Source organism: Vibrio sp. Y10_XG_PY6, assembly GCF_024181795.1.
Classification (GTDB): Bacteria; Pseudomonadota; Gammaproteobacteria; order Enterobacterales; family Vibrionaceae; genus Vibrio; species Vibrio diabolicus.
This window is the reverse complement of the sequence record NZ_JAMZAQ010000002.1, coordinates 1250794-1263783: the sequence shown is the minus strand read 5'-3', so window position 1 is coordinate 1263783 and position 12990 is coordinate 1250794. Positions and strand designations below refer to the sequence as shown.

The window sequence follows — 12990 nt, the reverse complement described above, 5'->3', positions numbered from 1 at the left end:
CATCGCTACCTATATCGCATTTTCAATCTGGTACAACAGCTTTTCTCTACGAACAGGCTTGGGGACATAAGCGTCCATGCCTGAATCGAAGCAGCGTTGAATGTCATCATCCACAACACTTGCCGTTAGCGCGATGATGGGAGTCTTAGGAAGACCTTTACTTGCTTCGTAGGCGCGTATTTGTCGCGAGGCTTCGAACCCATCCATGATCGGCATCATGCAGTCCATCAAAATGATGTCGAACCCACCATCTTTTTGGAACATTTCGACCGCAACCTGTCCGTTTTCGGCCACTTCAAATTGATAACCAGCTTTGGATAAAAGCAGCGAAGCGACTTTTTGATTTACTCTGTTATCTTCGACGAGCAAAATCCGTTCTGAGCGAATAGGCGTCACGGTCGCTTCTGATTGTTCAGCATGCGAGGTTTTTTCAGGAGTGTGAGTGGTGTTTGTTGCCAGTCGCTTTTCATCAGAAACAATATTGGAAATGCGTAGTCCAATGGCTTTATCTAATTTCTCTTTCAACAAACCCGCTTTAAAAGGTTTGGGCACATAACCATCCATTCCAACATCAAAACACTTTTGAATGTCATCATCGACTACACTTGCTGTTAGCGCGATAATTGGGATTCTGATCGTCCGTTTTTCTTTTGCTTCAATTTGACGGATCATTTTGGTTGCTTCAAACCCATCCATCACAGGCATCATGCAATCCATTAAGATTAAGCTGTATTGATTCTGTTGAAACATATCTACGGCTTCTTCTCCGTTTACGGCGATATCAAAGTCGAAGCCCGCTTTTGTGACGTGTAATCCAGCGATTTTTTGATTAACGGTGTTGTCGTCGACCACCAAGATTTTTGGGAGAGTCTTAGCATTGGGTGTTGTCGTGTTCTCCTGGTTTGCTTGAGGGAAGTTTGCAGCACAAGTTTCAAGTGCTTTTACTAAGCGCTGTCCTAAGAGGGGGTGAGTGACCAATGCACTAATGCTGTTACCAAAATCACGTTGGGCACTATGAAGGTGTTTAATAAGACAAACTCGAACATTTTGCATGCAAAGTCTTTTCATTTCACCTAGATGTTTGGCTGCGGTATTTGGAGAAGTTTCTACGTTGATAACAATGATGCGCTCGTTATCAATCCACGTTGGCAGAGCATCCAGTGTATTTACTGATTGCTGAACATTGATGTGGAAAAAGCTCAACTCGTCACGCAGCTTTTGCTCCAAAGTAGGGTTGTTGCAAACTATCCATATATCGTTGTGATTAAGGGAGTGATAGCCATTGAACTCTTTAGTCACAATTGGAGCCGTAAGTTCGAAGAAAAATCGGCTACCTTTGCCTTTCTCGGATTCAAGCTGAATCTCACCGCCCATCAACTCTACCAGCTGCGTGCTAATTGCAAGCCCGAGCCCTGTCCCTCCAAACTGTCGGGTGGTGGAGTTATCTTCTTGGGCGAAAGGAGCAAATATCTTCTTTTGTTGCTGCTCATCAATACCGATCCCTGAGTCTTTGACTGAAAACTCGATACTCGCTTCACCATTTTTGATTTCTCTAGTGATGACAGAGAGTTCAACGCAGCCTTGTTCGGTGAACTTTACGGCATTGGACATGAAGTTCATGATAATTTGGCGTATACGGTGATCATCCAACATAACGTGATAGGGCGTATTGCGGCTGATGCTGACTTGAACATCAATGCCTTTTTCTTTCGCTTTCGGGGAAATAATAGAAGCAATATCGTAGATGGATTCACGAACACAGGTTGAATGAGGGCTGATAAGCAACATACCAGATTCAATTTTAGAGAAGTCCAGAACGTCATTTATTAAGCTCAACAGTAATTGCGAGGAGGTTTCTATCGTGTCGACATAATCACGTTGTGTCGCCGTTAGCGGCGTGTCTGACAAAGCTTCTGAAATGCCAATAACACCGTTTAAAGGGGTTCGAATCTCATGAGACATATTCGCCAGAAAGCTACTTTTGGCTTTGCTTGCCTCGATGGCATCATCTTTCGCCTTTTCAGCATCTTCTTTGGCTTGAGTTAACTTTTGTCTTGACTGCTCACGTTCGTAACTCAGTTTTTTTACCTCTTTAGCAAACTTACTGAGCTCATCTTTCCCTTTAGTCAACTCTGTCAGTGGTGAGTTTTCATTGTTGTCCTCTTCGTAAGTGTCTCGACTTAGGAATTCGAGGACTAAATTCAAGTTGCCAGTGACCTTACGCACTAACCTCAGTGTCAAACTCACAACCAGCAATGTCACGAGGCTCATTAGCGCAATGAAGCCAATGCGGTGCTGTGTTGTTTCACTGATCGTCTTGGTTATATCCTCAATAAGTTGTCGTTCCATCTGGTCATCAACGTTACGTAATAAACTTAAGCGTTTATAAAGCGCAGACAACCCGTCATCTATTTGAGCGGGGGTCAACACGCTAAGGTTTGATGGCTGCAACAAATTGGCTCGAAATGCTTGGCTTTTAACAAACACATTATCGGTAAAGGTTTCGATGAGAAGATGGACTTGCTGCTTATTCGCATTAAGTGTGACAAAGCGTTCGAACAGCAGTTGTTGGTTCTGGATTAATGATTGGATACTAGCTTGGATAGCTGGATCGTAAATCTGCCCCTGCTCTGTAGATTCCACCAAGTATTTGCTGAGTCTATGCTCTTCTGTTGACCAAAACATTAACCACTCAAGCTGCATCAATGAGGAGAGGTGAGTGTTGGTTTCATAACTTACATGGCTGAAATAGACTCTATCCAAACTCAAAAGAATCTCTTTGAATGTGTCGGCACGCCACTCAGCTGCATCTAACTTATCTTCTGTATTATTGGACGAGAGCATTGACAGTGTTGCTTCTTCGAAATTCGTGAGCTGATTTAATATATCGGCATTGTCACCAAAAACAGGTGAAGCTGTATCTTGTAAAGTTTGAACGAGTTGGCGGGTTTCTTGAGCGTTATTCACGACCTTTGGATCGCTCATCAAATAATACAGTGAGGAAACACGATCTATATATTGGGAGAAGAGTTGTGCTTTTTGAAGTTCTTGAGCTTGGATAGAGAGGTTTTGTACATGTTTGCCCGCCAGAAGCAATAACAATAAGATTGGTAGTAGGACCAATCCAAAAAGTTTCTGCTTTACAGACAGGTTGTTCCAAGCAAATATCCCGACCACACGCGTTTCCATATCCAAAGAGTTGATATGAAAAGTGTAGTTTACCTATCTCAAATGTTAGATTTTAAGAGGAAATTCATACTTGCGAGATGGCGAAGTGTGACCAATATTGCAGAACGAATCCCCTTTAATTAAATGAACGCGATAAATTATTCAGTTAAGCATAGTTGCTGGCGGTTGAGTCATCTATTGCTTGGCGTTGTTGCTCAAACTCTATGATTTCTTCTGCCGGCACCGGTCTACCCAAGAAAAAGCCTTGAACAACGTCGCAGTGAAGCGATTCCATCCTTGTTAGTTGGGTCTGGGTTTCTATGCCTTCAGCTACCACTCTCATTCTTAGGTTATGAGCCATGGATATAATCGCACGGACTAATGAATCATCTTGTTCATTGTTTTGGATTTGAGCGATAAATGAACGGTCAATTTTAAGCCCATCAAACGACATTTGTTGTAGGTAGGCGAGGGCTGAGTACCCAGTTCCAAAATCATCTAGCCACACTTCTACGCCGTTAGCTTGTAATTTTCTGAGCACGTACTGCGCTTTCTCAATATCATCAATAAACAGAGACTCTGTCACTTCAACATGAATGGTTTGAGGGGGGACTTGATATTGTTGTAAATATTTCGAAAAGAGCTGACTTAAATCTTGGCGGTAGATCTGCCTAGGAGACAAATTTAATGCGATATGAAAATCAGCAGTGAAATGACCCGCCCATTGTGCTCGCTGGCTAATTGCTGTCTCGATGAGGTATTCACCAAGCTCTAAAATTAAGTCACTTTGTTCTGCAATCGGGATAAATAATTCTGGGCTGATATAACCCTTCTCTGGGTGATTCCACCTAACCAATGCTTCGACACCAATCAACTGGTAGGTGTTGAGGTCGAACTGGGGTTGATACCAAAGCTCGAACTGAGATAAATCACGTATTGAGCGGCGCAGTTCTTTTTCTATGTATAAGCGCTGCTTCACTGTCTCATCAAACGCGGAATCGTATATCGTCATGATATCTTTGCCGCGTCGTTTAGATTCTTGCGCCGCCAGTGAGGAGAGTTGTAAAAGAGACTCAGCATTCGAGCCAAATTCCGGATACACCGCGATTCCAAGGCTTGCCGTAATTTGAATATCGTTCTCTTCCAAGTTAAAAGGAGAAAGCAGTTGGCGATGAATATCGTCCGCTTTTTCTCTAGCGTGGAGGCTGTCTTTGCATGGAAAGACCAGCACAAATTCGTCAGCGCCGACTCGGCTTACGATGGTTGAAAGACGGTAAAGAGGCTGGAAGTAACTCGGCAAACGACCTTGAAGTTCTGAGGCGAGATGACCTAGCAATTTATCCCCGATGCTATGCCCGTAGTTATCGTTAATATGTTTAAAGTCATCCAGATCAATAAAAACAACCGCGAGTGAGGGTGATTTGCGGTTCGTTATTTGCTTTTGGATATCAATGAGCAACTTTTCTCGGTTAGGCAGGGAGGTAAGAATGTCGTGATACGCCATGAACTCCACCCGGCTTGTGTATCGGTTCACTTTGTTCGACATTTTGTTATACGCCGAAATAAGATCACCTACTTCATCTTTACTTTTTATATCAGTGATTGGCAGTGCTTGAGTATTTGACTCTGTAAATTGTTCTTTAAGTTGTTTGAGTGGTTTTATTAATGAGCGACCCAAAGCATACGCGATGGCACTTCCGAGCAGAACGGATATCGCACTGATCGTGAGCAGCAAGTTAAACATCTTTTGCTTATCGTTTGAGGTAAGCGCTTGTACTTGAGCAATGTTTTGTTCTTTCTCTTCTAATAGATGTGCTAGGTTGAGTTCAAGATACACCGCGCCCAGTGTGATATTCGGTTGCTGAATCGGTGCCGCAATTTCTAATTGATGTTTAGAAAAAGAAATGAGAATTCTAGACTCTTCTATTGCTTTTAAAATAAAGCGAGAACGGTAATGAGGCTGGGCAAACATACTCAGCTGAGTCGTACCGTCGTGAAAGATTAGCCCTTCATTATCAACAACGTGTATCTTCGAGACATCTGGTTGGCTTAATGTTGCTTTAATCTGCTCGTATGCTTGGCTGATATTATCCGTATAGAGTGGGTCAAAAAGTTGCTTTGATAATAACTCTGCGTAAACCAATCCTTTTTGCTTGACGTAAGACTCTGTTTTTTCTTGTGAGTTCTCGGTGATTTGGCGGGTTAAGTTATTTGAGTACGTATCGTAACCATGCATATATAGTGCGAGGTTTATCACTACGACAAACAGGACAACAAAAATGGTCGAGCAAATGTATTTAGTTTCGAGTGAGAGTTTGTGGAACATCAATCCACCTTCGGTAACAAGTGAATAGATGTTCGAACGGTATTTAAGGACGCGGACATTTCTGGCGTTAGAGCGGTGATCTTTTTCGTGTTTTGGAACTGTTTAAGTGCTAAAGCACCTTGCTGAGATGCCTCCATACCGAGCAATATTGACGTGATTTTATGTTGCTGATCTTGGCTTAAGGTCGGAGAGGCGAGAATTAAGTCTCTAGGTATTTCTACCGAGCGAGCGAAAATCGTTAGTTTGTCTTTCATGCTTTCTGGAAGATCTTTAGGGTTGCTCCAATTGAAATTGCTGAACGCTCCTGCTGCGACTCTCTGCTTATACACCCATACTGAAAGGTTGATTTCATTCGATTGAGCCAAGTGCTCGTCAAGGAATAAATATCCAATACTGTCTTTGGCTGGTTTGTCATCGGAGGAGGGGAGGTATTCTAATTTCTCCCCTTGATTAAGCAGTGTAATAGCGGGTAAGTAATAGCTGCTGGTGGATGTACGCTTTTCAAAAACAAGTGTTTTTCCGCGCAGGTCAGAAATCGACTCGATACCACTCTCTTTGTGGGTAAAGAATACCGTATGATATTTTTGTAAACCTTTTTTCCAGCGTATGGCAATGGCTTGGCTGCCAGACTCTGCCTCGAGGGTCATTGCATTGAAGGGGGTGGCTGTTGCAATTTGAACGGTGCCATTTTTTAGTGCCACCGCGAGCTGACGATAATTTTTAAATACTTTTACAGCACCCTTAGTGTATCCGTATTCAGCCAAACCATTGGTCACGTACTGCGTAAAAGGCGTCGACTTTTTGATTTTGCTTTGAGCTTTATTGGAAACAATGCCAAACGTGAATGTTTTTTCAATATTTTCTTGTGCACTGACGACAAAAGGCGAACTCAGCAAAGTGAGTGATAACAGAGTGCAGGCAGGTTTCATCCGGCTTCAACTTCCTTCTGGTGCATGTCAGTAATATTTAGCATTTATTAATGCGCCCCAAATCAATAGTAAAAACAGTATGATGTACAAATTTCGTTTTACTAGCGCACTTTTATAATGTGACTTGGTCACTTATTCCGTTCAAATAGTACCGAATTTGAAGTTTATGTACAGGATGAATGTTTCACCGTGGGTTTGAATTCACTGGATTCTTAGTCAAGTTCAGTAGTGTCTGTGAGCGAGTACACCTTCTTTATCATGATGTCGTGTTAAGAAAATCTCTCCAATTGCTTTTGATATTTTTTCTCGAGTGCTTCATTACCTGCTGCACGTTCAAGTTGAATCATGAGCTGTAAAGAGGGTTTCTTAACGCCATACATTTGATTAAACCTCATTAATCGAATTCTGGCTTCAGTGTAATTGCCGCTATCAATTTCTAGCTTGGCTAGCTGCAAAATAGATTTTGGCCTATGAGGGTCATGATCAATAGCTCGGGCGAAGTAATATTTCGCTTTGTCTTTATCTTGTGACTTCAACGCGCAAAATGCGGCGTTTTCATAACTGGCCGGAATGAGATAGTAATAAGGCTGCTCAATGGCTCGATTAAACATTTGATCGGCTTTCTCGAAGTCACCCCGCTTGCAAAGAAAGGTGCCGTAGTTATTGAGCACGTTACCGTTTTTGGTGTGTTGGCGTAGAGAGCGTTTATACATTTGCTCGGCTTTAGCATCTTCACCAACCGTTTCATAGTAGTGAGCCATCGATAACTGAGCACGATAGTATTGAGGTGCGTGGGTTAAGGCTTGTTGCAAGTTATCATGCGCGCGAATCATATTGCCGCCTTCTAAATAACCTAGGCCAAGTGCGATACGTGATTCTGCCATTGCTACAGGATCGGCTTTAACGACAGGGCTACCATCTTCTTTCACCGTCACGCAGCCCACAAGTGCAAACTGAGAGATTAATAGTAGTGCACCGAGCTTTGTTGTTTTCATTCTTTGTCCCTACATCCCTGAATCTCCCAGCATGATATGAATTACGTAGCAAAAGCCTATTGAGGAAAAAACACTATGCGATCAGGTTTGCAAACTGGTATGAAAAAGCCGCCATATGGCGGCTTGGTTCACATATTACATTTAGGCATCATAAGCGCTTTGTTTGCGTGCTTTGAGGTTAATCGTCTTTAGTAAAAGCATCTTCACTGAAGTGATCAAGATCATAAGGTGTTTGCTGGTAAACGCAGTAGTTCAGCCAGTTTAAAAAGAGGAGATGTCCATGACTTCTCCAACTGGCAATTGGTGGATTATCAGGATTGTTGTTTGGATAGTAGTTGACGGGAATGGCTGGTTCCATGCCTTCGCTTAAATCGCGGATATATTCGTTATGTAAGGTATGCGAATCGTATTCAGGATGCCCAGTAACAAACACATTTCTCTTGTCTTTTGTTGTCGCTAAGTAAACACCTGCAACATCCGATGTGGCTAGGATGTCTAAGTCGGTATGTTCTTCTAAAAAGTGAGGTGAAAAGTCGGCATAGCGTGAATGAGGCGCTAAAAATGTGTCATCAAACCCACGTAACATAGGATGGAATTGATGATGAATCTGGTGATGGTACACGCCTGAAAGTTTCTCTTTACGCGTTTTTTTAGGTAGATCGTAGAGCAACTTCAGCCCTGCTTGTGCTGCCCAGCAGACATAAAGAGTCGATGTCACATGATCTTTTGCCCATTCCATGATGGTTTTTAGGTGGTCCCAATAAATGACATCTTCAAATTGAACCAAACCTAGTGGGGCACCAGTAATGATCATGCCATCGAAATTTTTATCTCTCACCATTTCAAATTGACGATAAAAAGTATCCAAATGTTCGGTTGGCGTATTTTTGCTTGGGCGGTTATCAATGCGCAATAACTCGACATTGACTTGTAATGGGCTGTTTGAGAGTAGACGCAAAAACTGAGTTTCAGTTTCTATTTTTTTGGGCATCAGATTCAGGATCAGCACTCGTAAAGGACGTATTTCCTGACTCGCAGCACGCGTTTCACTCATTACGAAGATGTTCTCTGTCCTTAGCACATCGGTGGCTGGTAATTGATCTGGAATTCTAATTGGCACGACTTTCTCTCCCTAAGTATAGTCAATCTAGACGTCTATACTTCTAAAGCTAACTTAATTAAGTTTAGATGTCGATACGAAATATGACTTTTCAATCTACTCTTTACATTATGGTAAACCGAGCTCGAAGCTGTCACACAATTGTGACTAGAGCGGAGTTTCTGATGAGATATGTTTGAAACGCTGTTCGTACTATTTGCTGGTAATTATGTGATCACGTTAATATGCGGAAGTGACTTCGTTGTAAGGAAGTCTCAGATTAATGAGCCATACTAAAAACAATCAGCTCACCAATATGCATTAAAGTGTGTATTTGGAAACATCGTCAGTGGAGGACATTATGTTCGGTATTTTTAAAAGAAAGACAAAAATTCAGAGCATCGCTCAAGAGGTTCCTAGCGTACTATTGCGCTTGTTTGGCGATAAAGATACTTATACGCCGAAAGAAATTGATCAAGCCCTTCAAGAGCTTGGTCATGATAAGAGCAAGGATCTAAGTCATTATCAGTATGCCTATGGAATGTTTGCCAATGAAGCTTCTTACGAGCAGCTAGGGCTGACGGATGAGTTAGGTAATTATGGTCACTTTCAACGAGAAGTGGGCAAGATGCTGCTCAATACACCAGAGCCAATTGATATGCACATCTACTTTGAAATTGCTCGGCAGCACCAAAAAGCAGGCCTGTCGCTTACTCATCAAGAAGTGAGTGAAAGCGATGGCGTGTGAATGTCTCTATATTCAAGTGATCACGCTGTGAATCCTGCATTTTGAAGCCGCTTGAGTAAGAGGTATTCCATCGAGAGATGAGTTGGGTATAATGCGCGACCTAATTATCCGGACGTGTTGTCGGTTACATTTCTGTTGAGCGTTAATGCCTTATGTTCAAAATGCTTGTCTCTATGCCGCCAATGTTGGCGCTGTCGATCGCGATTGTATGTGAAGTGATTGCCACTTCCTATATTCCCAAAACAGAGCAATTTACGAAAATGATGCCTAGCACAGTCGTTCTGATTGGTTACGGCATTGCTTTCTTCTTGCTTTCCGTCACGGTAAAAACGATGCCTGTTGGGGTTGTTTACGCCATATGGAGTGGGGCGGGTATTGTTTTAGTTGCGACGGTTGGCTACTTTGTTTATGGACAGCGGCTAGATTTGCCGGCGCTTGTTGGCATTGGGTTTATCCTCACTGGTGTGATGATTGTTAACCTGTTATCCAAGACTGTAGGACACGGATGACTAACACAACTTGTGATGCCAAATAAAAAGCCGTAGCGAGAAATTGCTGCGGCTTTTTAATGTCAATCCAATAGTTAACTTACTAGTACCTCAAGCATTTTGCTTTGTTGACGATGTTTTCGATTGCGATACATCACGGCGGCGAACGCTGGGAGGCTAAATGTGATAAACCCTAATATCAGTGCATATGCACCAGTTTTTGCGCTAATTCCTGCTGGCACGTCAAAAGATACAACAATCGTCACCAAGCAACTCATCAAGCCTAATCCTGCCACTAAACACATTCCTATTTTTCCGCCCGCAACTCGAAATGGGCGCTCAATATTTGCGTGTTTGTAGCGTGAGACCAAAAAGCTAACAAAAATACAGATGTACATCACCATATAGAGCTGAGTCATCAGGATATTCAATAACCACATGCCTTGATTGACGTTAGGAACAAAAATGAAAACCAAAGAGAGCACGCTAACAATCGTGCCTTGCAAGAGCAACAATGAGACGGGGGCTTGGTTGCGGTTTTCTTTGGCGAGCGACATCGGCATGAAACTATCTTTTGCGGCAACATGCAGACTTTTAGTCGGGGCGATTATCCAGTTATTCAGGCTTGCAAGCGTGCCAAAAACAATAGCAAGGGCAATGACAGGCAGCAGGAATGAGAGGTGCAGATCATCAAAAAAAGCTTTGAAGGCAAGTATCACTCCTTCACTCAAACTAGAATGGTCACTTGAGACGACCGAAGAAATGGACAGTGAGCACGCCGTCAGAGAAACCAAGATTAAGATTGTGGAGATCAGCAGAGCTTTGGGATAGGCTTTTTGCGGATTTTCGACTTCGCTTGCATAAGAGGTCGTGATTTCAAGGCCTGTAAGTGACAGAACTACCGCAGTAAAACCCGCTCCGATCCCATCTTGAGAAAGGTCCGGCAACCAGTCAGATACGTGGCGAAGCGAGATATGAGACTCACCAGGATGGGTATACGCCCAGTACCCGCCTAATCCGATAATCAATAGAATCGGAAATATCAAACCTAGGGTGCCGAATACATTTGTAATCAGGGAAGAGAGGCGCAAGCCAAAGATATTAACTAAAGTTAACGCCCAAAAAATCACATTAATCATCACCAACATAAACATGTTGTTTTGCGCCAGGTCTGGGAAAAAAGGGTAGGCCCCCGTTGCAACAATGAATGAAATTAAAGGTGGATAGTAAACAATATTTTCAGCGTATTGATACCACACGGTGGCAAAGCCAAAGTTTGGCCCTAGTGTTTCTTTGCCCCAAAGATATACACCACCTTGCTCTGGATAAGTGGTACTTAGCTCAGCACACACTAGCGCTGTAGGGACAAAAAAACAAAGTCCAGCAAGTAAGAAGAAAGAGATGGCATGGCTACCAAACAAAGCCGCCCCAGGAATGTTCCTTATGCTGTCGACCGAAGTTACGGTGATCATGATGATAGAGAAAACACTCAATTTAACGGCGGATTTAACGATATTGCTCATTCGATACCTTTAATGGATGAGCGCACAGCTTCTAGGTTGTAAAAGTAGCGTGCTACAAGTAAGACTCGCGTATTGTAGATTCCTCATAAATAGTGGGTATATAGCGAAAAACGGTATGTATTTATCCGAAAATGAGCTGAAAACAACGCGCTTTATTTCCATGGGATATAAACGAGTGATATGTCGGATAAATAAACACTTATAGCGATAAATTAGAACCTTTAGGTAAAGGTTTGACTTTCCCCTAAGGTCAAGGAGTACATTAATGCCATATCGAAATGAAACGATGGAGAAAACAATGGGATGCTGTAACCAAGCGCCAAAAGGTGGCACCGGAAAGTTGTCTTACTTGTTCAGGGTAATGATTATCATGTTTATTGTTATTTTCATGATAGCTGCATTATGGGGTTAAAAAAACACCATTATCTAGCGCATTGAAAACACAAAGTTATGTTTGTCCAAACTTTATGAAAGTGCGGTAGATTAATCACTCCAATCGATGTTAACGTGGTGATTCATCTTTGCTGCTTTTTCATCCCCCTACATATTTCTGCAAAGTTCTTATTGTGTAGTGTGTCGAAGAACCATAGAATCCGCGCGCTTTAATTTATGTTATTAGCGCTATCAATGATAAAAGTGCAGTCCATTATCATTGTTTTTATCACTTATAGATGGGCACATCTGACAATACTCACATGAATAAATACCAAAAGCCTGAATTCAAGGCTGAATTTCTTTTGCCTCGTTACTGGGGAACCTTAATTATCATCAGCGTAATGTACTTACTCAGTCTCCTTCCTTTCAAAGTTCAGTTAGCATTAGGACGTGGCATTGGCCGTTTAGCTATGCGAATCATGAAAAAACGTCAAGTTACGATTAGGCGCAATCTTGAGCTTTGCTTTCCTCAGATGGAAGAATGCCAACGCGAAGCAATTTTAAAAGACAATATCGACAATACAGGTATTGCGCTATTTGAGACGGCGATGGCATGGTTTTGGTCTGATAAACGGGTAAACAAACACGTTACGATAAAAGGAATGGAGCACCTCGAGGCTTTAGAAAAATCAGGCAAAGGGGCATTAATGTTGGCCGTACACTCGATGAACTTAGAGTTAGGTGCTCGTGCTTTTGGCATTAAAAAGTCTGGAACTGGTGTTTATCGCCCAAACAACAATCCGTGTTTTGATTACTTTCAATACAAGGGGCGTTCTCGCTCTAATCGTACGCTTATTGACCGCAAGAACGTTAAAGCCATGCTTGAAGCGCTTAGAACGGGTGAGCGGGTCTGGTATGCACCGGATCATGATTATGGAAGCCGACGCTCGACGTTTGCGCCATTATTTGCCGTTAAAAATGCTTGCACGACGACAGGTACAAGTCTGCTGGTTGATTCGACAGATTGTGCCATCGTGCCTTTTACGATGGTAAGAGGAAAGGACGGACACTATACCTTGACGATTAGTGCGCCAGTCGACGGTTTCCCGAAAGAAGATCCTCAAGGTGCGGCAGTTTTCGTGAATAAGATAGTTGAAACGTCAATCATGGCAAGTCCGAGCCAATATATGTGGCTTCACCGTCGGTTTAAAACCAGACCTGAAGGCGAGGATTGTTTGTACAAGTCCAGACTTATCCCTAGCTTGGCATAGCATAGAAAGAGCTTAAAAAAGCCCAAGGAACATACGAACCTTGGGCTTTTACGTTCTATTCTTTTTCT

Annotated in this window: 10 protein-coding genes; 4 read left to right on the top strand and 6 right to left on the bottom strand. The window is 42.6% G+C overall.

The window, feature by feature from the left end:
• Positions 1-9: 9 nt before the first annotated feature.
• The 5 genes from NL644_RS14175 to metA all read right to left on the bottom strand — a co-directional run bounded on the left by NL644_RS14175 (position 10) and on the right by metA (position 8538).
• Positions 10-3189: a response regulator gene (locus NL644_RS14175; RefSeq protein WP_253658537.1), complete on the bottom strand. Its 3180-nt coding sequence runs from the start codon at positions 3187-3189 to the stop codon at positions 10-12.
• A gap of 145 nt (positions 3190-3334) precedes the next feature.
• Positions 3335-5494: a GGDEF domain-containing phosphodiesterase gene (locus NL644_RS14170; protein WP_253658536.1), complete on the bottom strand. Its 2160-nt coding sequence runs from the start codon at positions 5492-5494 to the stop codon at positions 3335-3337.
• Positions 5494-6423 carry a phosphate/phosphite/phosphonate ABC transporter substrate-binding protein gene (locus tag NL644_RS14165; protein ID WP_053807334.1) on the bottom strand — a complete coding sequence of 310 codons (930 nt, stop codon included), beginning with the start codon at positions 6421-6423 and terminating at the stop codon, positions 5494-5496. The genes NL644_RS14170 and NL644_RS14165 overlap by 1 nt, the downstream gene beginning before the upstream one ends.
• 269 nt (positions 6424-6692) lie before the next feature.
• Positions 6693-7418 carry a type IV pilus biogenesis/stability protein PilW gene (gene pilW / locus NL644_RS14160; RefSeq protein WP_053807335.1) on the bottom strand — a complete coding sequence of 242 codons (726 nt, stop codon included), beginning with the start codon at positions 7416-7418 and terminating at the stop codon, positions 6693-6695.
• Between the two features lie 178 nt (positions 7419-7596).
• Complete coding sequence (metA, locus tag NL644_RS14155) at positions 7597-8538, bottom strand: homoserine O-succinyltransferase (protein ID WP_006741610.1); 942 nt, start codon at positions 8536-8538, stop codon at positions 7597-7599.
• Between the two features lie 340 nt (positions 8539-8878).
• On the opposite strand from metA, the gene NL644_RS14150 reads away from it, so the two are divergent.
• Positions 8879-9265 carry a hypothetical protein gene (locus NL644_RS14150; protein ID WP_012841885.1) on the top strand — a complete coding sequence of 129 codons (387 nt, stop codon included), beginning with the start codon at positions 8879-8881 and terminating at the stop codon, positions 9263-9265.
• A 152-nt stretch (positions 9266-9417) separates the two neighbouring features.
• A complete protein-coding gene (locus NL644_RS14145; RefSeq protein WP_005393429.1) occupies positions 9418-9774 on the top strand; it encodes a multidrug efflux SMR transporter in 357 nt (118 codons plus the stop codon).
• Positions 9775-9848: 74 nt separating this feature from the next.
• Here NL644_RS14145 and NL644_RS14140 read toward each other — a convergent pair whose 3' ends face one another.
• On the bottom strand, positions 9849-11276 hold the full coding sequence (locus NL644_RS14140) for an APC family permease (protein ID WP_253658535.1): 1428 nt from the start codon (positions 11274-11276) through the stop codon (positions 9849-9851).
• Between the two features lie 265 nt (positions 11277-11541).
• On the opposite strand from NL644_RS14140, the gene NL644_RS14135 reads away from it, so the two are divergent.
• Both NL644_RS14135 and NL644_RS14130 read left to right on the top strand, forming a co-directional pair.
• Positions 11542-11688: a hypothetical protein gene (locus tag NL644_RS14135; protein ID WP_181869465.1), complete on the top strand. Its 147-nt coding sequence runs from the start codon at positions 11542-11544 to the stop codon at positions 11686-11688.
• Positions 11689-11971: 283 nt separating this feature from the next.
• Complete coding sequence (locus tag NL644_RS14130) at positions 11972-12922, top strand: LpxL/LpxP family Kdo(2)-lipid IV(A) lauroyl/palmitoleoyl acyltransferase (protein ID WP_114322623.1); 951 nt, start codon at positions 11972-11974, stop codon at positions 12920-12922.
• Positions 12923-12990: the final 68 nt, after the last annotated feature.

What these genes read in the sequence shown, in the direction of transcription:
- NL644_RS14175 (WP_253658537.1), bottom strand. Translation starts at nt 3,189, where the DNA reads ATGGAAACGCGTGTGGTCGGGATATTTGCTTGGAACAACCTGTCTGTA.
- NL644_RS14170 (WP_253658536.1), bottom strand. Translation starts at nt 5,494, where the DNA reads ATGTTCCACAAACTCTCACTCGAAACTAAATACATTTGCTCGACCATT.
- NL644_RS14165 (WP_053807334.1), bottom strand. Translation starts at nt 6,423, where the DNA reads ATGAAACCTGCCTGCACTCTGTTATCACTCACTTTGCTGAGTTCGCCT.
- pilW (WP_053807335.1), bottom strand. Translation starts at nt 7,418, where the DNA reads ATGAAAACAACAAAGCTCGGTGCACTACTATTAATCTCTCAGTTTGCA.
- NL644_RS14150 (WP_012841885.1), top strand. Translation starts at nt 8,879, where the DNA reads ATGTTCGGTATTTTTAAAAGAAAGACAAAAATTCAGAGCATCGCTCAA.
- NL644_RS14145 (WP_005393429.1), top strand. Translation starts at nt 9,418, where the DNA reads ATGTTCAAAATGCTTGTCTCTATGCCGCCAATGTTGGCGCTGTCGATC.
- NL644_RS14140 (WP_253658535.1), bottom strand. Translation starts at nt 11,276, where the DNA reads ATGAGCAATATCGTTAAATCCGCCGTTAAATTGAGTGTTTTCTCTATC.
- NL644_RS14135 (WP_181869465.1), top strand. Translation starts at nt 11,542, where the DNA reads ATGCCATATCGAAATGAAACGATGGAGAAAACAATGGGATGCTGTAAC.
- NL644_RS14130 (WP_114322623.1), top strand. Translation starts at nt 11,972, where the DNA reads ATGAATAAATACCAAAAGCCTGAATTCAAGGCTGAATTTCTTTTGCCT.